General features: G+C 37.9%; 22 protein-coding genes. 15 read left to right on the top strand and 7 right to left on the bottom strand.

The features are described from left to right. The first annotated feature begins 60 nt into the window (after nucleotides 1–60). Nucleotides 61–1,017 (top strand): Gfo/Idh/MocA family protein, encoded by a 957-nt coding sequence (locus AC6R0T_RS11200; RefSeq protein ID WP_303753466.1) that lies wholly within the window; start codon nucleotides 61–63, stop codon nucleotides 1,015–1,017. Nucleotides 1,018–1,130: 113 nt separating this feature from the next. Here the strand turns inward: AC6R0T_RS11200 and AC6R0T_RS11195 are convergent, their stop codons facing one another. Together AC6R0T_RS11195 and AC6R0T_RS11190 are read right to left on the bottom strand one after the other, a co-directional pair. Next, nucleotides 1,131–2,435 carry a sensor histidine kinase gene (locus tag AC6R0T_RS11195; RefSeq protein WP_303753467.1) on the bottom strand — a complete coding sequence of 435 codons (1,305 nt, stop codon included), beginning with the start codon at nucleotides 2,433–2,435 and terminating at the stop codon, nucleotides 1,131–1,133. Between the two features lie 9 nt (nucleotides 2,436–2,444). Then, entirely contained in the window at nucleotides 2,445–3,116 is a 672-nt protein-coding gene (locus AC6R0T_RS11190) for a response regulator transcription factor (RefSeq protein WP_206903556.1), read from the bottom strand. A 154-nt stretch (nucleotides 3,117–3,270) separates the two neighbouring features. Between AC6R0T_RS11190 and AC6R0T_RS11185 the strand changes: the two genes are divergently transcribed. From AC6R0T_RS11185 to AC6R0T_RS11175, 3 genes are all read left to right on the top strand, one after another. Further along, nucleotides 3,271–4,800 (top strand): ABC transporter permease, encoded by a 1,530-nt coding sequence (locus tag AC6R0T_RS11185; protein WP_303753468.1) that lies wholly within the window; start codon nucleotides 3,271–3,273, stop codon nucleotides 4,798–4,800. Nucleotides 4,801–4,832: 32 nt separating this feature from the next. After that, nucleotides 4,833–5,489 (top strand): ABC transporter ATP-binding protein, encoded by a 657-nt coding sequence (locus AC6R0T_RS11180; RefSeq protein WP_303753469.1) that lies wholly within the window; start codon nucleotides 4,833–4,835, stop codon nucleotides 5,487–5,489. 173 nt (nucleotides 5,490–5,662) lie between these two features. Further along, nucleotides 5,663–6,109: a YaiI/YqxD family protein gene (locus AC6R0T_RS11175; RefSeq protein WP_303753470.1), complete on the top strand. Its 447-nt coding sequence runs from the start codon at nucleotides 5,663–5,665 to the stop codon at nucleotides 6,107–6,109. 68 nt (nucleotides 6,110–6,177) lie between these two features. Here AC6R0T_RS11175 and AC6R0T_RS11170 read toward each other — a convergent pair whose 3' ends face one another. Next, entirely contained in the window at nucleotides 6,178–7,902 is a 1,725-nt protein-coding gene (locus AC6R0T_RS11170; RefSeq protein WP_303753471.1) for an ABC1 kinase family protein, read from the bottom strand. A 242-nt stretch (nucleotides 7,903–8,144) separates the two neighbouring features. On the opposite strand from AC6R0T_RS11170, the gene AC6R0T_RS11165 reads away from it, so the two are divergent. From AC6R0T_RS11165 to AC6R0T_RS11140, 6 genes are all read left to right on the top strand, one after another. Next, entirely contained in the window at nucleotides 8,145–9,206 is a 1,062-nt protein-coding gene (locus AC6R0T_RS11165; RefSeq protein ID WP_206903561.1) for a D-alanine--D-alanine ligase, read from the top strand. A 122-nt stretch (nucleotides 9,207–9,328) separates the two neighbouring features. Beyond that, nucleotides 9,329–10,675 (top strand): UDP-N-acetylmuramoyl-tripeptide--D-alanyl-D-alanine ligase, encoded by a 1,347-nt coding sequence (locus AC6R0T_RS11160; protein ID WP_303753472.1) that lies wholly within the window; start codon nucleotides 9,329–9,331, stop codon nucleotides 10,673–10,675. Nucleotides 10,676–11,014: 339 nt separating this feature from the next. Continuing rightward, entirely contained in the window at nucleotides 11,015–12,550 is a 1,536-nt protein-coding gene (gene cshA / locus AC6R0T_RS11155) for a degradosome RNA helicase CshA (protein WP_206903566.1), read from the top strand. A 392-nt stretch (nucleotides 12,551–12,942) separates the two neighbouring features. Further along, complete coding sequence (acpS, locus tag AC6R0T_RS11150) at nucleotides 12,943–13,293, top strand: holo-ACP synthase (RefSeq protein WP_206903567.1); 351 nt, start codon at nucleotides 12,943–12,945, stop codon at nucleotides 13,291–13,293. A 32-nt stretch (nucleotides 13,294–13,325) separates the two neighbouring features. Further along, nucleotides 13,326–14,444, top strand: a complete 1,119-nt coding sequence (gene alr / locus AC6R0T_RS11145; RefSeq protein ID WP_303753473.1) for an alanine racemase — start codon at nucleotides 13,326–13,328, stop codon at nucleotides 14,442–14,444. An 11-nt stretch (nucleotides 14,445–14,455) separates the two neighbouring features. Further along, complete coding sequence (locus AC6R0T_RS11140; RefSeq protein ID WP_206903569.1) at nucleotides 14,456–14,830, top strand: type II toxin-antitoxin system PemK/MazF family toxin; 375 nt, start codon at nucleotides 14,456–14,458, stop codon at nucleotides 14,828–14,830. Between the two features lie 81 nt (nucleotides 14,831–14,911). Here AC6R0T_RS11140 and AC6R0T_RS11135 read toward each other — a convergent pair whose 3' ends face one another. After that, entirely contained in the window at nucleotides 14,912–15,997 is a 1,086-nt protein-coding gene (locus tag AC6R0T_RS11135; RefSeq protein WP_303753474.1) for an immunoglobulin-like domain-containing protein, read from the bottom strand. A gap of 336 nt (nucleotides 15,998–16,333) precedes the next feature. Here AC6R0T_RS11135 and AC6R0T_RS11130 point away from each other — a divergent pair, with 336 nt between their 5' ends. The 5 genes from AC6R0T_RS11130 (at nucleotide 16,334) to kimA (ending at nucleotide 24,122) form a co-directional block, all read left to right on the top strand. After that, nucleotides 16,334–17,908, top strand: coding sequence for an AcpB/EbpR/MafR family transcriptional regulator (locus AC6R0T_RS11130; protein WP_242595813.1), 1,575 nt, complete (start codon nucleotides 16,334–16,336; stop codon nucleotides 17,906–17,908). A 109-nt stretch (nucleotides 17,909–18,017) separates the two neighbouring features. Continuing rightward, nucleotides 18,018–18,332 carry a hypothetical protein gene (locus AC6R0T_RS11125; protein ID WP_206903571.1) on the top strand — a complete coding sequence of 105 codons (315 nt, stop codon included), beginning with the start codon at nucleotides 18,018–18,020 and terminating at the stop codon, nucleotides 18,330–18,332. A 4-nt stretch (nucleotides 18,333–18,336) separates the two neighbouring features. After that, nucleotides 18,337–19,005 (top strand): HAD family hydrolase, encoded by a 669-nt coding sequence (locus AC6R0T_RS11120; RefSeq protein ID WP_206903572.1) that lies wholly within the window; start codon nucleotides 18,337–18,339, stop codon nucleotides 19,003–19,005. 314 nt (nucleotides 19,006–19,319) lie between these two features. Continuing rightward, nucleotides 19,320–22,025, top strand: coding sequence for a YhgE/Pip domain-containing protein (locus tag AC6R0T_RS11115; protein WP_303753475.1), 2,706 nt, complete (start codon nucleotides 19,320–19,322; stop codon nucleotides 22,023–22,025). Nucleotides 22,026–22,295: 270 nt separating this feature from the next. Then, entirely contained in the window at nucleotides 22,296–24,122 is a 1,827-nt protein-coding gene (gene kimA, locus AC6R0T_RS11110; RefSeq protein ID WP_303753476.1) for a potassium transporter KimA, read from the top strand. Nucleotides 24,123–24,653: 531 nt separating this feature from the next. Here kimA and AC6R0T_RS11105 read toward each other — a convergent pair. From AC6R0T_RS11105 to AC6R0T_RS11095, 3 genes are read right to left on the bottom strand one after another with little or no spacing between them, the layout of a single operon-like run. Beyond that, nucleotides 24,654–25,322, bottom strand: coding sequence for an ABC transporter permease (locus AC6R0T_RS11105; protein WP_526159379.1), 669 nt, complete (start codon nucleotides 25,320–25,322; stop codon nucleotides 24,654–24,656). Between the two features lie 4 nt (nucleotides 25,323–25,326). Beyond that, nucleotides 25,327–26,244 (bottom strand): osmoprotectant ABC transporter substrate-binding protein, encoded by a 918-nt coding sequence (locus AC6R0T_RS11100; RefSeq protein ID WP_282462096.1) that lies wholly within the window; start codon nucleotides 26,242–26,244, stop codon nucleotides 25,327–25,329. Next, the gene (locus AC6R0T_RS11095) at nucleotides 26,241–26,879 is read right to left on the bottom strand and encodes an ABC transporter permease (RefSeq protein ID WP_206903576.1); all 639 of its coding nucleotides are present in this window, start codon (nucleotides 26,877–26,879) and stop codon (nucleotides 26,241–26,243) included. The genes AC6R0T_RS11100 and AC6R0T_RS11095 overlap by 4 nt, the downstream gene beginning before the upstream one ends.

Raw genomic sequence — 26,879 nt, 5'->3', positions numbered from 1 at the left:
ACCTTTTGAAGGAACTTGCTGTGAGAATAAGCCAAATTTCAAGAAAAAGGAGAATTTATCATGATTTCATATGGAATTGTCAGTACCGCATCAATTGTACCTCGCTTTGTGGCAGGAATTCGCGCTAGTAAAGAAGGCGATGTAGCTGCGATTGCTTCACGAGAATTAGCCAAGGCACAAAAAGTAGCAACCAAGCTTCAGATTAAAAAAGCTTATGGTAGCTATGAGGAACTATTTTCTGATGAAGAAATCGATATTATCTATATTGCAACTTATAATAAAGGACACTACGAAACCGCCAAGCAAGCCCTAGAAGCAGGAAAGCCAGTATTATTGGAAAAGCCGTTTACTTTATCAGCCGCTGAAGCAAGTGAACTGTTTGAATTAGCTGCAAAAAAAGGTCTCTTTTTGATGGAAGCGCAAAAAGCTGTTTTTTTACCGATTACTTTAGCTGTGAAAAAAGCAATCGAAGCTGGAAAAATTGGAGAAGTTAAATTAATGCGCTCGCTAACGTCATATCCCAATATCGATCACGTGAAATGGTTTCCAAGTCTTGAATCAGGAGGGGGAACGTTGCATGGTTCAGGCAGTTATCCGCTTCATTATATGCACTACATTACAGGGGAGAACTATCAAGCGGTGAACGGCAACGCGATCATGCCAAAGGGGCGTTCTGATAAGCAAAGCGACTTGAGTTTGAAATTTGGGACAGCTATTTTAGCTAATATTTTTATTACGACTGAATTTGGTACAGATAATGGAATGACAATTTATGGCAGTCAAGGTCGCATTGAAATTCCTAACTTTTGGAAAACGCAAGTCGCTACGATTTTTACCAAAGAAGGACGGGAAGATTTACAAATTCCTTTTACCAGTGAATTTGCTTATGAAGTCGATCACGTGAATGAATGTTTGAAAAAAGGCTTATTGACAAGTCCAATTATGACACCGGAATTGACCATTGAAACAGTAACATTAGTGGAAAATCAATATCGAAAATGGTTACAAGCTCAATAAAAGTAAAAGACCAAGGGAAAAATTGCACCATATATTTTCCCCTGGTCTTTTGTATTTGAAAATAATTTTGCAGTCAATGGTAAAACACAGGTGCGCTACTGGAGTATTTCTTTTTATTGCTTAGCGGGAATTTTAACTCTAAAAATGACACCTTTTGGTTTTAAATCATGCACCGAAATTTTCCCGTGGTGATCTTTAACAATTTGCCAAGCGATAGAAAGTCCCAAACCAAAACCACCGCTATTTTTGTTGCGGGAACGTTCTTCGCGATAAAAGCGTTCAAAAATTTGTTTTTTGTCTTCATCATGAATGGTTGCGCCAGTGTTGCGGACTTCTAAAAGCCAATCATCATGCGTAATTTGAGAAAGCACCGTAATTTTATCGCCAGTTTTTGTATATTTTAAAGCATTATCTAACAGAATAACCAAAAGTTGGTGAATTCTTTTTTCATCAACGGTAACTGGAGTTGCTGCGTAATTTTCTAATACAAAAATTTTCCCATCTAATTGCGCAATCTCTTGGAAAGGTTTTATTAATTGTGCCAGAAAAGGCTGGGGTGCTAGCTGCTTTAAAGTAAGTGTCGTTTCATTTGCATCACTTCTGGCAATAGTTAGTAAATCAGTCGTAAGAGAATTCAGGCGTCTGGTTTCGTTGAGGGCTTGGGCGATAGCTTTAGACTCTTCTAAGATAGTGTGATTAGGTGTTGTAAACAACTTTTGCAAACTATTTTGAATAATTGTTAATGGTGTCCGTAACTCGTGGGAGGCATTTTCCACGAATTCTTGCTGCTTTTGCCAGGCGAGCAGAATGGGCGCCATATTTTTCTTTGAAATAAAATAGCTGACTGCTAAAGATAACAGCCAAAATAAAATCATACACATAATCAATACCGTTTTGAAAGTCTGCAGCGATTCGTCGATTTGATCGGTATTTTCCAACAATTGTACATAGGCCACATTTTCTTTTGGCGTTGCTAATTTTCGCGTAATTGAACGGAAATGTAGCTGTTGCTGCCCGTTTTTTACAGTAATCCTTTCGATACTGTCTAATTTATTTTGCGTTAAAGTTAAATCTTGCAGCTCAGTAAAGCGCCCACCTAACGCCGCTTGATTCAAAATTTTCCCCTCAGCACTCCATAAGATCATTTGGGAATTAAAGCGATTGCTCCGGTTTTCCATTGGCGCAAAATCTGATTTTGGCATCAAAAAAGGATTACCTTCTTTGAGTCGTGTAATTTCCATGGTGACACTGCGCTCATCTTGGCTGATATTTTTTAAAGATTCGTCTGTTTGTTTATAGGCAGAACTTTGCAATAACTGTAAAACAATAAAACCCAATAACAAGAAAATAAGGGCAAATGCGCCAGCATTTAATAAAAAAAATTGCCGGCGTTGCTTTTTGGATAGCTCTTTATTCATAATTTACTCCTATTCCTGCAGCAGGTAACCGACATTGCGCAATGTCTTGAAATCATCGGCTACGCCGGTTTTTTTAAGATGTTTGCGTAAATGGCTCATATAAACTTCCACAACTGTTAATGTCGTGTCGGAATCAAAGCCCCAAATGCGGTCGAAAATCTGTTCTTTAGTTAAAATGACGCCTTTATTTTGAATGAAATAAACGAGCAGCTCGAATTCCTTGCCTTGAATGGCTAAAGTTTCGTCTTTAAAAATAACTTGGTTACTTTGTAAATTGCAGGTGATGGGCCCATAATGCAGCAGATTTTCTTCGTATAAGCCAAGGGAGCGCTTAAGTAATGCTTTTACCCGTAACAATAATTCTTCGCGGTAAAAAGGCTTTGTCAAATAATCATCTGCTCCTTTTTGAAAGCCGGTAACTTTATCATCAATGCCGTCTTTTGCCGTTAAAATCAAAACAGGCGTTTGAATGTTTTGACGGCGCAGTTGCGCCAATAATTCGTAACCGTTAATTTCTGGCAACATTAAGTCTAATAAAATTAAATCGTAAATATTACTTTGGGCTTCAAATAAGCCAATCTCCCCATCAAAAGCTTGTGTTACTTCACCTAAGGGCTGAATAATTTCTTTGATATTATCTGATAATGTGTGTTCATCTTCGACTATAAGTAACTTCAACATACACTTCACCTCAGCTTCATTTTACCATGCTCCTCCTAAATGAAACTTAAACTTTTTCTTTGCTATTAAAAATAGTTTTTTTAGTGGTTTAAGCTGATTTTAAGCTGATAAAAATAGGCTGAGAAAGCAAATAAAAACAACAGGAGGATTTGAAATGAATTTTTTAAAACGAGCTTACCAAAGTCTTTGGGCTAAAAAGGGGCGAAGCGTGTTATTAATCGCCGTTTTTTCAGCAATTTTGATTTTTGTTTTAGCTGGGTTAACAATTAAAAGTGCAGCTGAAGTTGCCAGTGAAAACGCCAAAAAAAGTATTGGTGCAACAGTCACACTCACCACTAATCGCGCGGCGATGTTTCAAAAAAGTGAAGAAGATACCAATGAGACATCAAATCGTCCTGATCCAGCCAGCTTTAATTTGACACCAGTAAATTTAGCGGATGCAAAAAAGATTGCCGCCCTTTCACAGGTGAAATCTTATTCTTTTGAAGTTAGCACCTCAGCGGCTAAAAGTACGGGGATTACGCCAATTTCAAGTGAAGCTGATCAAGCAGAGAATACAAGTAGTACGCAAAATTCAGAAAATGAAAATATGAAAAATCCAGGTGGACAAATGCCGGCAAACATGGGGCAGATGGATCAAGGAGACTTTCAAATTACAGGTGTTTTGGCGAGTGATTCTTACAGTACATTTGCAGCAGGTACTGCCAAAATTACATCAGGTACTGCATTGTCTGAAAAAGATGAAGGCAGTAACAATGTCTTAATTGAATCTTCCTTAGCTAGTGCCAATGATTTAACTGTTGGGGATACCTTTAAAATTAAAAATAGTGAAGATAAAGATGTAACCGTCAAAGTAAAAGGTATTTATGAAACGAGTGATAGTGGTACGAGTATGGGGATGCGTTTTAATTTTATGAATCCTGCCAATACGATTTTTTCTTCTTATACTTTAGCCAATAGTTTAAAAGGCAGCACTAGTGCAGATACAATCGATTCGGCCGTTTACAATTTGGCTGACCCTAAAGAAATGACGAAATTTGTCAAAAAAGCGAATCAATTGATCGATACAGATACCTATAGCTTACAAACAAACGACCAAATGTATCAACAAATGCTACAACCTTTGAACAATGTTTCAGATTTTGCCAAAAATATAATAGTGCTAGTAGTTGTGGCAGGTGTCATTATTCTAACTTTAATTGTTATGTTAACGATACGTGAACGACGCTATGAAATTGGTGTTTTACTATCTTTAGGAGAATCGCGCTTTAAAGTGATTTTGCAATTCTTTAGTGAAATTTTTGTCTGCATGATCTTTGCTTTGGTGATTGCAACATTTAGTGGAAATTTAGTTGGTAATGCAGTTGGAAATCAATTGTTGCAACAGCAAAATCAAACAACTGTCACAAATAATCAAGCATCAAGAACAAATGATCAAGGCAATCCACCCTCTGAGCAAAATGGTGGACCAGCTGGTGGTAAAATGGGCGAATTTGGCGCTAGAGGCGGTGGTTTTGGTAGTGTGATGCAAACTAGTGAAGAGGTTAAAGAATTGAAAATCAGTGTTTCTCCAACTGAAATTGCAAGTTTAGCAGCTATGGGCCTAGCAATCAGTCTGTTGGCCATTTTACTAGCCAGTGTCGGCATTTTACGCCTAAATCCTAAAAAGATTTTAGTTTCGTAAATCTAGTTTAAAAATTGAAGGAGGAATAACCAATGACACTAACAACAGAAAATTTGGGCTATTGGTATGAACCAGATGGCCCTTTGTTTGAAAATGTAAATCTGAGTTTTGATTCAGGAAAACTCTATGGAATTTTAGGAAGCAGTGGTTCTGGAAAAACGACTTTTCTTTCGCTTTTGACAGGTCTTGATACACCAAAAGCAGGAGCTATTTTGTATAAAGGACAGTCTTTAAAAGAAATTGGCTTGCAGGAATATCGTCGCAAAGATGTCTCAATTGTTTTTCAGGCTTATAATTTATTGCCCTATATGTCAGCTTTGGATAATGTTTTGACAGCTATGGCAATTGCAAAAACACAACAAAGTGATCCTGAGGCCTATGCCTTAGCCAATTTGGCGCAAGTCGGGATTACTAGTGATTTGGCGGCTAAAAAAGTAACCCAGCTTTCAGGGGGGCAACAACAGCGTGTTGCGATTGTTCGCGCGCTATGTTGTGACCATGAACTGATCGTTGCCGATGAGCCCACTGGCAATTTGGATGAAACAACGTCAAAAGAAATCGTCGCATTGTTTGAAAAAATTGCCCATGAACAAAATAAATGTATTATTTTAGTCACACATGAGCAGGAAGTAGCCGCTAGTTGTGATGCCGTTTACGAGTTGAAAAATAAAGTATTTCAGCTTATTTAAATCATTATCGCCAAGTTTTATTAAGATGGGCAACAAAAAATGCTTTTTAAAATATTTTTCACTCTTCATTATTGCGTAAAGAAAAACACGGCGCCAAATGCTCTTCTTATTTGCTAAAACGCGTGTTGTGCTTCATACTAAAACTAACGTAGTATGAAAAAAGGGGAATGAAAATGCGTTTTGTAGTGGATGGCGACGGTTCGCCAGTAAAAAAAGAAGTAATTGGACTGGCGGAAAAATATCGGGTGCCAGTACTCATTGTGACCAGTGTTGATCACTATACAACTGAAACGTATCCAAATTTTGTCCGGTTCATTTATGTGGACAAAGGAGCTGACAGTGCAGATTATCGGATTGTCAAAGAAATAAACGCAGATGACTGGGTGATTACGCAAGACTTTGGCTTAGCTTCTCTAGTCTCACCAAAAGGTGCCCGCGTGTTTCATCATAGCGGAAAAGAATATTTAGCTGCGACAATTGATCAATTGTTAGAACAACGCTATCTAGGGGCTAAATTAAGAAAAGCTGGTCAAAAGACAAAAGGACCAAAAGCTTTCACGAAAGAAGATCGCCAAGAATTTGTCGTAAAGATGGAAAGTTTATTGCAAGAAACATTATAAAATAGGATTACAGCAGATGGGTGAAAGTATCTGTTGTAATCCTATTTTTGACTAGAAAGAATAGCAATTCATCTTTTTTTAAAGCGGCGATAAAGATAGCTAAGTGACAATAATAAAATCGTGACAAAGGCCGCAATATAACCGAATAAGCCTAAATTGTCGACAAATTTTGGCTGAGCGTCAGGACTTGAAACGACTAACAGTGAAGAACTCAGAATAACTGCTGCTAAAACTAGAGCGACTACAATGCGATTGACCATGGCTTCAAGGCGGTCTAGAATTTGTTTTTGGTCGTTAATTTCTAAGTTGACACGACTCTTACCGTTGCTGACAGTATCCAGCGCATTACTAATTTTTTCAGGTAGTTTGGGTAAACTTCGTAAATTTTTAAAGAGGTTTAGGCCTTGTCTTTTGGCTTCTTCTTTTAAATCAAATTGTTTGAAAAAATATTTTTGCGCGAAATTTTGCAAAACTTCCATCATCGAAAGTTCAGGATCTAATTCTTCCACCACGCCTTCTAAGGTGCCAAAGGCTTTTATTAGCATAGTGACAGCTTGGTCCATTTGTAAATTATTAGCGTTACAAATGCCGATTACCTGACTGAGCACTTGTTGTAAATCGATTTCTTTTAAAGAAAGATGATAGTATTCCACTAAAAATTGTTCGAGCTCATCGTGAAAACGATACTCATCAAAAGGGCCTTCTTGACGACACAAGCGCAAAACAGCTTGTGCCACCGCAGCAGTATCTTGGGTGTAAAGGGCAATCACTGTATCCGTTAATTTACTTCGCAAGTTATCATCTAAATTGCCCATCATACCAAAATCCAAATAGACAACTCGGTATGGAGGAAGTTGGGTTTTTGTTTTCCAAGTTGCTTCAGATCCAAAAGGTCCAAACCGCCCGACTCTTTCCGTTGCTAAATTTTCAATATTGGGGTTTAGCAGCTGTAAGAAAAGATTTCCTGGGTGTGGGTCGGCGTGAAAAAAGCCATCTTCAAAAACTTGCTTCATGAAGGATTCAACTAAAAGTAAGCCAATCTTTTTCTTTAACGCTTGGTTACTAACATTTTCGTAGGCTATCTCATTTTTTGGTGCTTCTAGCAAGTAACGCAGACTTTTGCCGGACATAAATTCTAAAACGATGACTTTTTTCGTGCAGTACTCAGGAAAAACTTGGGGGACTTTTACTTCATGCCAATCGTTGTTGTTTTTATAAAAACGCGCAGCATTTTTACTTTCTTTTAAAAAGTCCGTTTCATTATCAAGGGAAGTTTTGACTTCGCGTAAAACACTGCGTAAATCAATGACTTTTGTTTCAGGAATTTTGGCAAATAAAGGGATAGCCTTTTCAAATAAGGCTAAATCAACATTGATGGCTGAAATAATACCGGGGTGCTGGACTTTAACGACAACTTTTTGACCGCTTTTTAAAGTTGCGCGATGGGCTTGCCCGATTGAAGCAGAAGCAAAAGCTTGTTCTTCAAATTCAGTGAAAATATCAGAGATAGCAAGTTCCCATTCAGACTCCAACAGTGCTTTTACTTCGCTGAAGTCATCGCTTTTGACGTTGTCTTGCAAGCTCTTAAAGGCTTTGATATAAGCAGGTGAAAGTAAATCGGTCCGCACCGATAGCATTTGTCCGATTTTGATAAAAGTTGGCCCTAATTCTTCAAACGCAGTTCTAACAGCGTCTGGATTTTTTTGTTGGCTGAAATTTTGAATAACTTTATATTTGGTGAAAATTTTGACAATCATCTGGAGTCTTTTTTTCTTAGACACTTCTTGACTCATTTTGACACCTCCTAAGTCTTGCTCACAAGTGGCGTGCTTTTTCTTCTATGGTACTGTTTAAAAGCTTTGGTGACAAATAATTCAACTAAAAAAGCATTTTACTCAGTATTTAAAAAGCATTTTACAAATCGACTTCAAAAATAGCTGACAGCTACTTTTGAAATATTATGTCGCGAAAGGCTTTTTTGTGCTAAAATGTGAGAGATAAAAAAGATGTGAGTTGATCACGGGAGGAAATACTTTTGAAAATCGTATTATTATATGGCGGTCGCAGTGCCGAGCACGATGTCTCAATTCTTTCAGCTTATTCAGTGCTGAATGCTATCTACTACGACTACTATCAAGTCCAACTAGTTTTCATCACAAAAGATGGCAAGTGGGTCAAAGGACCGTTGCTGACGGAAAAGCCAAAAAATGAATCAGTTCTTAATTTAACTTGGGATACAAAAGATGCAACAGGTGAAATTATTTCACCAAGTACCATCAAAGAAGATGATGCAGTTGTCTTTCCATTATTACATGGGCCAAATGGCGAAGATGGAACAATTCAAGGTTTCTTAGAAACGATCGATATGCCTTATATTGGGGCTGGGGTTTTAACTAGTGCTTGTGGCATGGACAAAATTATGACGAAATATATTTTGCAGGCTGCAGGTATTCCGCAAGTTCCTTATGTTCCTGTTTTGAAAAACTTATGGAAAGAAAATCCAAAGCAAATTTTTGAACAATGTGAAGGCACCTTGTTATATCCAATGTTTGTTAAACCAGCGAATATGGGTTCATCTGTAGGAATTTCAAAAGCTGAAAACAGAGAAGAATTGCAAAATGCTTTGCAAGAAGCCTATAAATACGATACCCGCGCAATTGTAGAACAAGGGATTGAAGCACGAGAAATTGAAGTCGCAATTTTAGGCAATGAAGATGTGCGGACAACTTTAGCCGGAGAAATTGTAAAAGATGTGGCTTTTTACGATTACAATTCTAAATATATCGACAATCAAATCGTAATGCAAATTCCAGCAGAAGTGACAGAAGATGTGCAAGAAAAAGCGCAAGAGTTCGCCAAAAAAGCCTATATTATGTTAGGTGGTAGCGGATTGTCTCGCTGTGACTTCTTCTTAACCAATAAAAATGAACTATTCTTAAATGAACTAAACACGATGCCAGGTTTTACCCAGTATAGTATGTATCCATCATTATGGGAAAAAATGGGCTTAAAATATGGTGATTTGATCGAAGAGTTGATTCAATTAGCATTAAAACGCTATAAACAACGGCAAAGCTTTTTAACCGACGTGAAATAAAGAAAAGGTGAGATGATTCTTTGCGAACATCTCACCTTTTTTGTTTTAATGCAAGAAGTTAGAATGTTTAAAATGAAGGTGCGTTTTATAGCGCTCATAATATGGTTAGAACGGAGAATATAATGAATTTAACAGTTAAAGAAATTGCTGCTTTGTTTGGGCAAAATGAATTTCAGGAAGAAACACTTATTTCTAATATTGAATTTGATAGCCGTAAAATCACAACTGGTGGTTTATTTGTTCCCTTAGCAGGTGAGCGTGATGGGCATGACTTTGTCAATTTAGCCAAAGAAAACGGTGCGATTGCGACATTTTGGAGTCAGGAGCTCAATAAAGCACCAAAAGATATGATCGTTATTTTAGTTGCAGATGTTTTAGCTGCTTTTCAAACGTTAGCACAATATTATTTACAAAAAGTTAAGCCTAAAGTTGCGGCGATTACAGGAAGTAATGGTAAAACAACGACAAAAGATATGACAGCTGCGGTAATGGCGACCCAGTTTAAAACATACAAGACACAAGGAAACTATAACAATAATATCGGCATGCCTTATACTATTTTGCATATGCCAACAGACTGCGAAGTTTTAGTTTTAGAAATGGGAATGGATCATGCCGGTGAACTGACAGAATTGTCTTTGCTGGCACAGCCAGATGCAGGGGCAATTACCATTATCGGCGAAGCACACATTGAAAATCTTGGCTCGCGAGCTGGGATTGCTAAAGCAAAAATGGAAATTACAGCGGGGCTAAAAAGAGACGGCTTATTGGTTGTCCCAGCAGATGAAGAGCTATTAACACCATTAGTTTCTGATCTAACGCAAAAAGTTGTAACGTTTGGCTTAAGTGCCGGTGATTTAACCGCTACAATTACCAAAGAAGATAAAACAAAAACGACTTTTATGGTTGCCGATAAAGAATATAGTATTCCAGTGATTGGCGGCTATAATGTCAAAAATGCATTAATTGCCTATGCGTTGGGAGAGTATTTTGGTGTCTCACAACAAAATATCAAACAAGGCTTAGCAGAATTCCAATTAACAAAAAATCGGACAGAATGGCTAGCTGCAAAAAACGGTGCACAGATTTTAAGTGATGTATACAATGCCAACCCAACTGCGATGGGCTTGGTACTGGACACAGTGGCCAACCTAAATACAGCGGGACGAAAATTAGCAGTTTTAGCCGATATGTTAGAATTAGGCCCGGATTCACCAACCATGCATGCGCGTATGGCAAATCATATCGATGATCGCTTTAATGTCATTTTTCTGTATGGTAGTGAGATGAAAGCTTTATTTAACGCTTTAACTAAAAAAGATAGCCAACTAATGGTTTATCATTTTGATAAAGAAAATAAAGCTCAACTAATAAAATTGGTTCAAGCTGAACTACAACCGACAGATACGATTGTTTTAAAAGGGAGTAACGGAATGGGATTAACAGAAGTTGTATCAGCTTTAATGTAACCATAAAAAGCAAACAGTTTGGAGTATGACTGTTTGCTTTTTTATATTATGGATGAAAATTGAAAACTTGCTGAAAGTTTCATTCTGTGTTAAAATGACGCGATACCGAAAATCAAGGGTAAAGTGAGATTCACTTTTTGAAGTTAAGAGGACGGTACAAAAGTAGACAATGAATAAGCGAAAAAGCATAGTTCTATGCTTGATGAAGAAATTTAGCTTTTTGATTGTGCCTCTTTTGGCCTTCCTCTTTTGCTATTTGGCAGCAGGCTGCCGAGAGTTATTTTCGGTAGAGGGGCATCAAATACTATAGATAAGAAACACATCTCAAGGAGGAAACTTTTGAAATTTAACGAACTTAATTTATCACCTGAATTATTGCAATCTGTCGAGCGGGCCGGCTTTGAAGAAGCAACTCCAATCCAAGAAGCAACAATTCCTTTAGCACTAGCAGGTCGCGATGTAATCGGCCAAGCACAAACCGGTACTGGTAAAACAGCGGCGTTTGGTCTACCGATGTTAGAAAAAATTGATACAAATAACCACACATTGCAAGGACTTGTTATTGCACCTACTCGTGAGCTTGCGATTCAAACGCAAGAAGAATTGTACCGTCTAGGACGAGACAAAAAAATCCGCGTCCAAGCTGTATACGGTGGCGCCGATATTGGCCGTCAAATTCGCGGCTTAAAAGATCGTCCCCATATTGTTGTTGGGACGCCTGGTCGGATGCTTGACCACATTAACCGTCACACATTGAAATTAGGAACTGTTCGCACATTAGTCTTAGACGAAGCTGACGAAATGTTGAACATGGGCTTTTTAGAAGATATTGAAAAAATTATCTCTCAAGTTCCTGAAGAACGCCAAACATTACTATTTTCTGCTACGATGCCCCCAGCTATTAAAAATATTGGCGTAAAATTCATGAAAAATCCTGAACACGTTCAAATTAAAGCCAAAGAAATGACAGCTGATTTGATTGATCAATATTATGTTCGGGCCAAAGATTTTGAAAAATTTGATGTAATGACGCGCTTATTAGATGTTCAAACACCAGAACTTGCGATCGTTTTCGGACGCACGAAACGTCGTGTTGATGAATTGGCACGGGGGTTAGAAGCGCGGGGTTACCGTGCTGAAGGTATCCATGGTGATTTGTCACAACAAAAACGGATGAGTGTTTTACGCGCTTTTAAATCAGGCCAATTGGATATTTTAGTTGCTACTGACGTTGCTGCTCGCGGTTTGGATATTTCCGGTGTAACACATGTTTACAACTACGATATCCCACAAGATCCAGAAAGCTATGTTCACCGTATCGGCCGTACTGGTCGTGCCGGTAAAGGCGGAATGTCAGTAACTTTTGTAACACCAAATGAAATGAGCTACTTGCACGTTATTGAAAACTTAACGAAAAAACGGATGTCACCATTACGTCCACCAACCGAAAAAGAAGCTTTCAAAGGTCAACTAGGTGCTGCGGTACAACAAGTTGAAGATGGGTTGAAAGAAAACGGTTTGGAACGTTACATGACTACAGCAGAAAAATTAATTGAAGGCTATGATCCAGAAGTTTTAGTCGCTTTATTGCTAAAAACTATCGCAAAAGATCCAGCTGATGCTGTACCGGTTAAAATTACACCAGAACGTCCTTTACCAAGTGGTAAAAAAGGCTTCAATAAAAATGGTCGTCGCAGTGGTGGTGGCGGTAGCAACAATCGCAATCGTAAAGATGGCGGGAACTACCGTAACAAAAATAAAAATAGCCACTATAACAAAGAAGGCCAAAAACGCAACGATCGCCGGCGCGATGACCGTCGTCAAAATGACGGTGGCGGAAAACGCAGCTTTGTTATTCGCAACAATCAAGATTAATACTTGTACATGCAGCGAGTCACTTTCTAGTGATTCGCTGTTTTTTATTATCTAAAGAGGCAGTCTTTTTTTGTTGTGCAAAAAGGTCTTAGTGTAAAATAACGTTTTTTTTATAGAAATATAGTTCAGGTGGCTTTTTTACACTATTTCTTAACAATAATATAAATTTTTATATAGTAAATATTTTCATTTTTATTTCAAAAAAGGGTTTACATAGCGTATGAGTTTGCGTTACGCTTGAGTTTGAATAAATTTCACTTTATAAAACTTCGTTACAGCTTTTTGAAAGATGTGAAGTCTTTTAATGGTTTTTCTCGTAACATTTGGTAGAATGAGACTAGCAAAAAACATCTTTTGAAACGGCTTGAAAATTGTAATGTAGGAGTTTGCAAATGATAAAAGGAATTGGCATCGACGCGGTTGAGTTAAGTCGAATTAGAAAAATTATTACAGATAAGCCACAATTTGCTAGTCGGGTGTTAACACCAAAAGAATTAGCGATTTTTCAGCAATTGCCTTTTAAACGGCAGGTTGAATTTTTAGGCGGCCGCTATGCTTGTAAAGAAGCATTTTCAAAAGCATGGGGTACAGGTATAGGAAAAGTAACTTTTCAAGAACTAGAGATTCTGCCAGATGAATTAGGGGCGCCCAAAATGACCGCTTCTCCTTATATTGGGCAAGTATTTGTTAGTATTACCCACACAGATGAAACAGCATTTGCGCAAATCTTATTAGCAGAGTAATTTTTGTTTGAAGATAGAAAGAAGGAAAAACCGTGGTTACATCGATTCACCGTCCGACAAAAGCGATTATAAATTTAAATGCAATTGTAAAAAATATTCAAAATATCTTGCAGCAATTACCGCAAACTACAAATCTTTTTGCAGTAGTTAAAGCAGATGGATATGGTCATGGTGCCACAGCAGTAGCTCATGCCGCATTAAAAGGTGGCGCCAGTGGTTTTTGTGTCGCAACGATTGATGAGGGCATTGAATTACGTGAAGCAGGCATTACCCAGCCGATTTTAGTTTTAGGATTGGTGGAGATTAGTTATCTTCAGCTATTAAGTGAATACGATTTGGCTTTTCCAGTTGCGACGGTAGAGTGGCTACAGGAGGCTTTTGAAATGCTTCAGGTAGAACAATTGCCACGACCGTTGAAAATACATTTAAAAGTTGATACGGGCATGGGGCGGATTGGATTTTTAGCTCCTGAAAGTGTCAATGAGGCCGTTCGTTTAATGGAAGCGATACCGCAAATGAAGTGGGAAGGGATTTTCACGCATTTTGCTACTGCAGATCAAGCAGATAAAACGTATTATGAAACCCAAAAAAATCGCTTTTTAGCGGTTTTAGAGAACTTACCCTATCAACCTCGTTATGTCCATGATAGTAATAGCGCAACAGCACTATGGCATGAGCCAATTGGTAATTTAGTTCGTTATGGCGTGGCTTTATATGGCTTGAATCCTTCTGGACATACATTAACAGCACCTTATCAATTAGAGCCAGCTTTAGAATTAGTGTCTCAAATTGTTCAGGTGAAACAATTACCGACAGGAAGCGGCATTGGTTACGGTGAAACGTATATTACACCCCAGGCAGAGTGGATTGGAACTATTCCAATTGGATATGCTGATGGTTGGTTGCGAAAATTACAAGGATTTAGCGTTCTAGTTGACGGAAAATTTTGTGAAATTGTTGGTCGTATATGCATGGATCAAATTATGGTTCGCTTACCTGATGAAGTAGCTGTAGGCACAAAAGTAACGCTGGTTGGGAAAAATGGTGGAGAAGCGATCACACTTGAGGAAGTTGCAGAAAAATTAGAGACAATTCACTACGAAGTTGCTTGCGGTATTTCACCGCGGGTACCACGGGAATATATTGAATGAGGATGAGTTAAATGGTGAAACGCGGAGATATTTTCTTTGCTGATTTGTCACCGGTTGTTGGATCTGAACAAGGCGGCATTCGCCCAGTATTAATTATCCAAAACGATCGGGGCAATCATTTTAGTCCAACCGTAATTGTTGCAGCTATTACGGCTAAAATGGCAAAACCAAAGCTACCAACTCATGTCGGCATCAAGGCGGCAGAAAGTGGTATTAATAAAGATTCGGTAATTTTGTTAGAACAGATTCGCACGATTGACAAAAGCCGCTTAAAGGAAAAAGTCTGTGTGTTGGATTCTGTTACGATGAAAGCAGTGGATCGGGCATTACGTATCAGTGTCGGGCTGGCGGATTTAACGCCTGCTTTGCATCAGCAGGATACATAATTAAAAAGCTCTTCAACAAGTTCTGGCGCTTGTTGAAGAGCTTTTTATTGATGAGTAAATACTTGCGGGAGGACAAGTATTTTATTTGGATGCAAATACTACGAGATTGTGAATGTCATTAATACAAGCTTGCAAGGTAACTCTTTCACCGCCGCCAGTGCCAATCATTTTATCCCAATAATCTGCGCCATCGCTTAGCCGATACGCTTCATCATCAACTTGGGTGATTTCATTAACAGTATAAGTGGTGACTTTACCATTTGCATCTGATATTCTAAACTGAGAGCCTATTGCAAGGGTGAAAATTACATCGAAGGCACCAGGGTTATGCGCAATAATGTGAGTATTCAAACCATCGTCGCCAGATTGAACGGCAGCACCGCCCCATGTAGCTGCACGGCTGTGGTCAGCATCAATTATCGCTTGTCCGCTACCTTGTCCGGCATTTTGATAGTTGATAAATTTTCCGTTAATTTCCAATTGCATGGGTTGAATTGTGGCAGGAGCAGCTGGAGCAGAATTTTGATTTGAGTTACTTGTATTTGCTGTTTGATTATTATTTTGCGAATTATTGTTAACGTTTTCTTTTTGTGCTGCCTCATTTTTAGCTTCATTTGTATTTGAACTAGTTTGGTCTGAAACTGTGTTTTGTTGCGTATTTTCAGCTTGTGCTGCCAGTTCTTGTTCTTTAGCGGCTTTTTCTTCAGCCTCTTTTTTAGCAGCAGCTTCTTTTTTAGCCTGTTCCTCTTTGGCTTTTTTTTCAGCCTCAGCTTTGGCTTTTTCTTCAGCTGCAGTGTCAACGACATTAACGATAATTTGTTTTGTACTGGTATTGCCAAGTTCATCTTTAGCAGTTAGTAAGACCGGCGTAACACCGACAACTGAGGTATCTACGGGTGTTTGAACTTCCAAAGTAGGATTTTCGTCTTGATCGTCGGTTACTGTAAAGTGGTCCGCAGGATTGAAACTTGTTCCTCGTTCTAATGTGATGGCAGCATCACCTGTGATTGTTGGTGCAATGATGTCACTTGGTGTTTGTGCTGCTGCCGAGTTGCTACCGTATGTAGTGCCAGAAGTATAAAAGTCAAAAGCAAGAAATGCAACAAGAGCGCCTAAACAAAGGATGATTAATTTTGTTGCCCTTTTATTCCATAATTTCTTTAACATAGTCGTTCCCCCCATTACTATGTTTCCGTAGGTGACAAATCTGAATTTTACTGTGACTTGTTCTTTACACTCTTAGATTAACGAGAATTAAGGCAAAAGTTAAATAAATTTCACAATAGATAACACTTTATATTTTTATGGCGTTAAGAAAGCCTTAGAGGTTAGCGGTTTTTCAAAAATCATTCATAAATTTCATTTTTGTGAAAAAAACTGGAGTAATGAAAATTAATAAATAAAAAGTTCAGAATAATTCCCGCATTAACTACTTATATGTTAAAATAAAATTAAAAAAATGGCAAGTTGGTGAGATAGATGAGATTGTTATTGAATACAGCCATGAAAAGACGTTTATATTTAATTGAATTTTTAACGAAGCATCAACGCTGGTGGTCACTAGAAGAGGCTGCAGCTACATTAGAATGTTCAACCAAAACGTTAATAACGGACGTTAACTATATCAACGATGAATTAGAAGAATACCTTCATATTGATATTTCAAAAATGAAGGGAATCAAAGCACAGCCTGTACAGTCCAACAAGATTAATAACATTTATCAAAAAATTCTACAAGATTCCAATGAATTTCAATTTATTGAGGCGGTTTTTTTGAATCCCAATCGAGATGCTGAATATTGGATCAATAAATTGTTTCTAAGTGAAGCAACATTTTATCGTATGGTAAATAGTACGGCTAAAGCATTAAAGAGAAGGGGTTTAGTCTTAGAACGTAAACCATTTCGAATTACAGCTCCAGATGAGCGCTGGGTTCGCTTTTTTTACCAATCTTATTTTCTTGAAGCCTATGGGACTACTGAATGGCCTTTTGACTTGGAACGACAGCAGCTCGTTTGTTTTGTAATGCGGACTTCAACAGATTTTGATATTTTGTGGGATGATCATGAAATTATTGAACACGCATATTTATTAATGGTAACTATAATTCGTGCATCGCAAGGGTTTATGTTAAGTGAAGAGATTTACGCTGAGCCGGATGATTTCTTGGATCGTTTAATCAAAAGTAATCGCAGTTATAGTGAAAAATTTGCTGTGACCAATTATAAGTTGGTTCCCATGTGGCACCGAGAAACAAGTCGGACAGTTTTTCACGAGTATTACAACTGGGCAAATCGTCAACAAGAATTTCGTATTCAAACGGCAATTGAACAGTTTTTACAACGCGTGTGTCAGGCAGTTGACTTTCCGCTAAATGAACGGGATGAAAAGAAGATCGTCCAGCAAATGATGGGACTTTATTCGACGTATTCCCTTTACCCTTATGATCGGGAAATCTTGCATAATCAAAGTCAAGAATATGCGCGTAATATTCAACGAATCTATCCAATCTTTTCTAAGATTGTCAGTGTGCACTTAAGAGAAATTGAAAAAGACTGTAATTTTCCTTGGGTACAAAAGACAGAAGCAGATGTGCGCTGCATTTTATTGAAAGAATGGGCTAATTTACCCTTGCAGTTGGAAAGTTTGCGACGTAGTCTAAGCATTTTGGTTGTTAGCCATAGAGGCGTGCGTCACGCAAAAATGTTGCGCTCCTTGCTAAAAGCGCCGTATGGAGATCGTTTTAAAATTGATTTATATAAAGAATCGCCTTTATTTGTTTCTACAGCGGAATTGGAGCACTTTGAAGATTATGACTTAGTTGTCACAAATGACCCAATTCATAACTATCAAAATGAAAATCTCATGATTGTAGATGACTATCTTTCAGAAGCAGATTGGGAAGTGCTGAATCGCCGCATCATTGCAATTCAAAAAGAAGCTTCTGATCGTTACTTAACCCAGCTTGACGCAAAAGACTTTCACTCAGGTCGCTCCGTTTATCCAAGTCGTCAGCCTAATGAACGAATTGCAACTTTTATTATGGATGAAGCATTGGATAATAAAAAACAACAATAAATTTGTTGAAATAATGAACTTGGCGCAAAAAGACACCTTGTAACCGCGGTTGGTTACAGGGTGTTTTTTGGTCTATAATAAAGGTAAAATAAGAATAGGAGAATTGCTGATGAGAAAAGAACAGTGGCAAAAAATTAAAGAAAATTACAGTGAAGAGCGAGAATTTTTAGATGGTGTTTTTTATCGTCTGCGCCTGTTACCACAGCATAAAGCTGAGCTGGCAATTATTCATGCAGGCCCCTGTGGTGAGACGATTCATGCACCGAAAATTACATTTGATACTCAAACTTTGCAACCCTTAAGTGCTTTTGATAGTTTGGCAACACCCACCATTAATTTATCTTATGATGAGGCACCAGATAAAGTTGTCGAGTTGTTTGATTTAACAGTGGCAAAATTTTTGCAGGCAAAGAATTTAGGGTGATGTGATGATTGAGATGATAATTTTTGATATGGATGGTTTACTAATAGACAGTGAGCAAATGTATCAGCGCGGTTGGTTACAGGTTGCTAAAAAACATGGTATTTCACTGACAAAAGCAGATATGAAGGGGTGGAGTGGGCAAAGCGCTAGTCAAACAATGGCAAAATTAGCTGCTCATTTTGGTTCTGAAGAAATCGTGGAAAAAATGAAAACAGAACGGGAAGTTTTTATTGCTGCTGAATTGGCAAAAGGGGCGTTGCAGTTGAAGCCTTACGCAAAAGAAACTTTAGCAAAAGTCAGAGAAAAAGGTTTATATTGTGGTTTGGCCACCTCTACTTTGAGAAAAAGAGGTAAAATGTATTTGGATTATTTCCAATTGGCGTCTTTTTTTGATGTGATCACATTTGGCGATGATGTTAAAGAATTAAAACCAGCACCAGACATCTATTTGGCAACTGCCGCAAAAGTTGGAGCAAATCCACAAAATACGATTGCAGTCGAAGATTCTTTAACCGGCGCTAAGGCTGCTTTGCAAGCGAAAATGAAAGTTGTACTCATTCCAGATCAAAGTTTACCAGCCAATCACCGCGATCCGGCTGAAATTGGCTTAACTCCATTTTTACAAGGAACAAGTTTAAAAGTTTTATGGGATTGGTTAGATGCCATGAACTAAAATTTATAATCAAAAATCAAAATTATAGTAGCTTTTCATTCACTGCGGCAAAATGGTGGGTGATCAAAGCTACTATTTTTGTCTCTTGTTTTGTCTCTTGCTCAAAAGAACCGTATTTATTTCTATATAATGATAATTTTGGTAAACTTAAAGTAATGTTTAAGAAGTAACCCCATTTGAAAAGAATGCAAGCCTTTTCTTTATGACAGATTGTCATAAGTGTCAAAAAGTCACGACGAGCTCGTTTTTTTAGATGGTTCCTTAAAATAAAAAATGGTAAAGTAAGCAGGCAGAAAAAAATAAAGGTGATGAATATGCAACATATTAAAAATGTTTTTGAACTATATAAAACAGACTGGAAGCGAATCTTTAAAAATCCAATGGCAGCTTTCTTAATCGTTGCGTTAATGGTTTTGCCTTCTTTATATGCTTGGTTTAATATCAAGGCTTTGTGGGATCCTTATGGCAATACTGGGGAGTTGCCCATTGCCGTTTACAGTGATGACGCAGGGGCGAGTTTACAAGATAAGAAAGTAGAAATCGGCGAGCAGGTGATTGATACTCTTCATGACAACAAGCAACTAGGTTGGCGTTTTGTTGACTCGAAAGAAGAATTAACCAAAGGCGTGCGCTCTGGGAAATATTATGCGGGGATTTATCTTCCAAAAGAGTTTTCCAAAGATTTATTGAGTTTTACAACGGGAACGATAAAAAAACCGACGATTGAATATTACATTAATGAAAAAATCAATGCAATTGCACCAAAAATTGCTGACAAAGGTGCTACTAGTTTACAAGAACAAATTTCTAATCAGTTCATTGATACTGCTAGTAACACGCTGATGAAAGTTTTCAATGAAGTAGGCTATGATATTGACAGTAACTTAGTCAGCATCAATAAAGTGAAAAATTTGATTTTAACTACCAATGATAATTTGGATCAAATTGAAGGCTATACCAAAGAAGTGGTTGCGTTAAATGATAAGATGCCTGAAATTAAAGAAAAATTGAATAAGGCCAATCAATTTATCGACTATCTACCTCAAGTAGATGAAATGGGCAACAAGTTAGTTAGTTTGAATGATAAAATGCCCCAATTGAAAAAAGAAGCGGCAATTATTTTGGATTTACAAGCTAAAATTCCTGAAATCCAAAACGCAGGGAAACAATTGGCGATGGTTGATGGTGACTTTGAAAATATTAAGAGCACGATGGATGCCGGGATTAAAGACGCCAAGCAAGGCTTAACGATTATTGAACAAGTCCAAAGTGTTTTACCTGATATTCAAAAATTGGGCAATCAGGCACAAGAATTTGCCAATACCACCAAAGAAGGGGCCGAAGAACTGCAAAAGGCTATTCCGAATATCACGCAAAGTGTAAATATGATTTTAAACAATCTGAAATTCATTCATACAGAAGTAAATAGTGCTTTAGAAGACGTGAAGACAGCTTTAGCCGATAACAAATTGACAGATGATGAAAAAAAAGCGATTGATAAATCATTACAAGATTTTGTTAGTCACCTGCAAACGCAACAAACAATCATTCAAAACTTGATTGATTTCATTAATAAGTTGCCAAATGCGAGTGATAGCCAAATTTTACAAGACTTGGTGAGCCGACTAAATAATGCAAAAATCCTAATTAATGGTCTTGCAAATCGCGTGACGACTTTAAATGGCTATATTCAAGCGGGAAATGTGGATGCTGCCCTTAACTTTATTGAACAAGTCCAAAGTGTAGGAAATGAAGTAGATAATGTGTTAAGTGGCATTGATGCTAATCAAATTTCAAGTGAGATTTCAAAAGGATTGACACAATTGATCACAACGATCAATACGGCCGATGGACTATTGACCAAAGCACAACACATTGATTTTCAAGCTTTATTAGCCTCAACCAAGACGACTATTACAAATGCGATTAAAATTTTAGAAAAGTATCAAAAAGAAATGCCAGCAATCGGTAAAGAGTTACATGATGCGAATGTCATGCTAAATGGCCACATGAATGCGATTGTTTCTGGTATTAATAAAGGTGCGGACCTTTATAAAAATGATTTACCTGAAGTTGAGAAAAAATTAGCACTGGCTGTTGATTTTTATGAAAAAGATTGGCCAGGAATCAGAAAAGATTTAACCAGCACCATGGGAATGGTTAATGAAAAATTACCCGAAGTTGAAAAAGCATTGGATGTAGCAACTGGCTTAATTCAAAATAATTGGCCTTCGTTACGCGCAGGCATAAAAAAAGCGGCAACTGCGATTAAAAAAGGTGAAGAAACAGCCGACCTTGGTGAAATCATCAAACTATTGAAATTGGATGCCAATAAAGAAAGTGAATTTTTCACCAACCCAGTTGCGTTAAAAACCAATCAAATGTATCCAATGGCCAATAACGGATCGGCCAGCACACCGTTTTATACCGCACTATGTTTATGGGTGGGGGCCTTGTTACTTTCTAGTGTCGCGGCAACCGATGTCTTTATTGAAGACAAAAACAAAGGTCGCTTTTCAAAACGTGAAACTTTTGTTGCTCGTATGCTAACTTTCTTAACGGAAGGTGTGGCACAGGCTTTAATTGTTACCTTAGGAAATTATTTCTTATTAGGTGTCGATGTTAAACAACCTGTTTATGCTGTTTTATTTGGATTACTAGTGGGACTTTCCTTTATGATGATTGTCTATGTTTTAGCAGCGTTATTTGGTAACATCGGTAAGGGAATTGCGATCATTATTCTGGTACTGTCCATTTCTGGTGGTGGCGGGAACTATCCAATTCAAGTTTCCGGTAAATTTTTCCAAATGATCAACCCATTATTGCCATTTACCCATGCGGTAGATTTATTGCGGGAGTCAGCGGGAGGAATTTATTGGGCAAATGCTTGGCCAAATATTTTTATCATGTTAGGACTGTTTATTTTCTTTGGTGTCGTTGGGACGATCGCCTATCCATATTTAGAAGGGGCGACAAAAAAACTCGGCAATATGACCAAAGAAAGTCATTTCTTCCATTAAAAGTAAGAGAGCAAATTGTAGCAACGCAAATTACTGCAATTTGTTCTCTTTTTTCTCCTTTTTAGAAAGCGATTTCTTTTGCTTGTTAGTGGTCCTTTAAAGCTTTAAAAAAAGCTGTAGATTTTTAAATGAAATTTTCATTGACTTTTTCAAAAGAGAGGCGTAGCATACACTCTTGATTGCAGCAATTATTTCTATTTTTTGGGTTGTTACAAAACCACGATTAACTATCTTGTTAGACTAAATTATTTCGTAAAGGAGTAAGGAAAAGTGAATTATTTAAAGCGGCTGTTAGTGGGACGGCCTTTAAAATCAGCAGAAAATGATGAACAAAAATTAACGCGGTTTGCGGCGTTAGCATTATTATCTTCTGATGCACTATCTTCAATTGCGTACGGAACAGAACAAATTGTTGTTGTTTTAGTCGCTTTGTCCACAGCGGCAATTTGGTATTCATTGCCAATTGCAGCATTTGTCATTATTTTGTTGGTCTCTTTGACATTGTCTTATCGGCAGATCATTCACGCTTATCCACATGGCGGGGGCGCCTATGTCGTTAGTAGTGAGAATTTGGGGCGGAATGCGGGCCTGATTTCCGGAGGTTCCCTTTTAATTGACTATATGTTAACCGTAGCGGTATCTGTTTCTGCTGGAGCTGAAGCGATTACGTCAGCTGTACCGGCGTTGTACGGACACCAAGTTGCCATTTCCATTTTCATCGTTTTGCTGATTATGATGATGAACTTGCGAGGATTAAGAGAGTCGGCTAGCTTTTTGATGGTGCCGGTTTATACATTTATTGCCGTAATCACGATTTTAATTGCTGTTGGTCTATTTAAAATCATTAGCGGTGTACAACCACTTAATGCAACGGCGCTACCTGGAGCAGCGATTCCGGGAATTTCGATTGCGTTAATTTTACGAGCATTTTCTTCTGGTTCATCTTCTTTAACTGGGGTGGAAGCCATTAGTAACGCTGTACCTTTCTTTAAAAAACCTCGGGCAAAAAATGCAGCTGCAACGCTAGCAATCATGGCGAGTATCTTAGGCTTCTTCTTTGTCGGAATTACTTTTATCAACTATTGGTATGGGATCGTCCCTGAACAAGAGGTAACAGTTTTATCTCAAATCGGGGAAGCTGTTTTTGGTCACGGAATTATGTATTATGCATTACAATTTACGACAGCTTTAATCTTGGCTGTGGCTGCCAATACGGGTTTTTCAGCTTTTCCAGTTTTGGCTTATAATTTAGCAAAAGATAAATTTATGCCGCATATGTATCAAGATCGTGGTGATCGCTTAGGTTATTCCAATGGGATCATAACCCTTGCAGCAGGCTCTATTGTCTTGTTGATTATTTTCCAAGGTTCGACAGAGCGCTTGATTCCGCTTTATTCTATTGGGGTATTTATTCCCTTTGCGTTATCACAAACCGGGATGGTCCGTCACTGGCAAAAACAAGGCAGTGGCTGGTTGAAAAAATCCATTGCAAATATTGTCGGTGCCTTTATCTCATATGCGATTATTACAATCTTATTTGCTTATCGCCTAGGTGATATTTGGCCATTCTTTATCATTATGCCGGTTTTATTATTTATCTTTTACAAGATTCATGATCACTATCGGAAAGTTGCCGAGCAATTGCGTTTAATGGAAGATGAAGCCAAACTTCACACTTACGACGGCAATACCGTGATTGTCTTAGTTGGTAATGTGACCCGCGTAAATGTCGGGGCACTAAATTATGCCCAATCTATTGGTGATTACGTGGTTGCGATGCACGTTTCATTAGATGAAGATGTAAAAAAAGAAAAAGAAATTGAAGCAGAATTTAAACAAAATTTCCCAGATGTACGTTTTTCTGTTGTTCATTCCTCTTACCGTTCGATTGAAAATCCGATTATCCGTTACGTCGACTTAGTGAGTAAAAATGCCGTGAAACACAACTATACGACAACGGTTATCATTCCCCAATTCGTACCGCGGCGACGTTGGCAAAATATTTTGCACAACCAAACAAGCTTACGTTTGCGGATGCGTTTATCTTGGCGTCAAAATATTGTCGTCAGCACCTATAGTTACCATTTGAAAAAATAAAAAAGACTTGAAATTTTGTACCGATTGTTAAGGGTTAGTTTTTACGCTAGCTCTTAACAGTCGGTATTTTTTTCAAGTCTTTTTTAGTTGATTCACTGATATGTTTTTAACTAAAATTAGCATTCTCAAATGAATAAATCGCTTTAGCAAAGCTTTCTAACTAGCTAGCTTCATGTACTAACGCGCCAGCAATAAGTCAAAATTTCAAAGAAATTTGCAGAACAATTTATTGCAATTCTATCTTATTGCTTGCGAGTAAAACAAGTTTGAAAAACTTTTATTGATGTCTAGTTTTTCAAACTAACTCGCTGTGACAATAAGCCAAAATTTCAAGAAATTTGCAGAACAATTTATTGCAATTCTGTCTTATTGCTTGCGAGTAAAACAAGTTTGAAAAACTTTTATTGATGTCTAGTTTTTCAAACTAACTCGCTGTGACAATAAGTCAAAATTTCAAGAAATTTGCAGAACAATTTATTGCAATTCTGCCTTATTGCTTGCGAGTAAACCGAGTTTGAAAAACTTTTATTATTATTTTGAAGTTTTGCCAGCGGGATCTAGGCGATGTTCTACAATGCTTAAAATCCAGTCTGTGATAATCGCCATTAAAGCAGTTGGTAAAGCACCGGCTAAGATAATTGAAGCACCATCTGTAGCATTTGTACCGCGAATAATAATGTCGCCTAAACCGCCAGCACCCACAAAAGCACCAATTGCTGTAATCCCGATCGCAACCACTAAGGCGTTACGGATCCCGGCCATAATAACAGAAATGGAAAGCGGCAATTCAATCATGTAAAGACGCTGCCAGCTAGTCATCCCCATCCCTTTACCAACATCTAAAGCATTTTTATCGACCTGTTTCATTCCCGTATATGTGTTTTTAATAATCGGTAAAATAGAATAAAGGAAAACCGTTACGATAACGACATTTACCCCTAGACCTAATCCAATCATTAAAATGGATAACATTGCCAGCTGCGGTACGGTTTGAATGACATTAGCAATCCGAATCACCCAATCGGCTAATTTGTGTCTTTTAGAAATTAAAATCCCTAGTGGAATTGCCACAATCGCTGCAAGTAACACGCCATAAATCGAAATTAAGAAGTGACGTAAAAACTGGCTGAAAACGTAACTGCCGTTTTCTTTAAAGTAATAAACAAATTGTTCGGCTAAATTCATATTTTGCAGATCCATCTACTCACTTCCCTTCGAAATAGTGGTTGTCTTTAAGAAATTTTTCTGCAACGACAGAAGGTTCAACTAAATTATTATCGGCTTCATAATTTAATTTTTGCATTTGCTTGGTGTCTATAACACCTTCTAGGCGTCCTAATGCCGTCTGTAAATCAGGGTATTTTTTTAACAATGCATTATCGGCAATAGCAGCTGCATCATAAGGTGGGAAGAATTTTAAATCGTCTTCTAACATCACCAAGTCGTAGCTGGCAATCCGGCCATCGGTGGAGTAGCCTAATACGATATCCATTTTGCCGGCGGCTACTGCGTCATAAACTAAGCCAATTTGCATCGGTAAAATATTTTTAAATGAAAAACCATATTCTTTTTGGAAGCCGTCATACCCATCACCTTTACGATTAATCCAAGAAGTATCGACGCCGGCAACTAGCTTGTCACTTACATTTTTTAAGTCGCTGATTTTTTTCAAATTATACTTTTCAGCTGTATCTTTGCGAACTAAAAACGTATACGTATTGTCAAAACCATAAGATTTAAACCAAGTTTGTTGATAACGCTTGTTAAATTCGGATTTTACAATCTTAAAAGCTTCGGCGGGATCTTTGACCGGTTCCATGCCTAAGGTGGCAGTTAAGTCAGTCCCGGTATAGCGCGCGGCTGAAATTTGAGCGTCGCCATTTATCATAGCTTGGTTGTTAATTGTAGTAGTCGCCAAGTTATTAATAATTGTCGTATCCAAATCGGTGTAGTGTTCAATCATACCAGCGACTAAACTCGCTAAAATTTGTGCTTCAGAAGTAATACCACCAGTAATGGCAACTGTATTTTCACTACTAGAAGAAGCTAGTCCAGGAAATGAACAACCAGCTAATAAAACCGTCGTCATCAGCGTAAGGAAGAGTGTTTTTAATTTTTTCATTCGTCTGCCCCCCTTAAAGCTTTTGGCGTTAAATAGTTTTCTAATAAACCTAAAAGAAAATCACTTAATAAAGCCAATAGTGTTACTGGAATAGTCCCAGCAAAAATTAAATCAGGTTGGTAGTTATTTAACCCGCTGAAAATTAGATCCCCCAAACCGCCAGCACCGATATAAGAGGCTAGCGTTGCCCAGGCGATGACATAAACTGAGGCTAAGCGAATTCCGGCCATAATGGTTGGCATCGCAATTGGCAGTTCCACACTAAAAATTGACTGCAAATTCGTCATGCCCATTCCGCGGGCGACATCTAGGTAATTGCCATCGACATTTTTCATCCCAATGTAGGTATTCCGTAAAATTGGTAAAAGCGAATAGATGAATAAGGCAATAATCGCCGGTACTTTCCCAACACCAAAAATGGGAATCATCAATGCCAAAAGTGCAAGAGAGGGGATAGTTTGCAACGCAGAGGTGACTGTAATCACAATGTTAGCTGCTTTTTTAAAGCGCGTCAAAAGAACACCTAAAGGCACTGCAATAACAATCCCTAATAGTAAAGCAAAAAAAGATATATAAATATGCTCAAAACTTTTATTTAAAATTTCAGAACCGTGTTTTGCAAAAAAATCAGCCAT

The sequence above is a fragment of the Enterococcus sp. S86.2 genome (assembly GCF_059834485.2).
The sequence above is the reverse complement of the archived record's forward strand: the minus strand, read 5'-3'. Positions and strand labels throughout refer to the sequence as shown.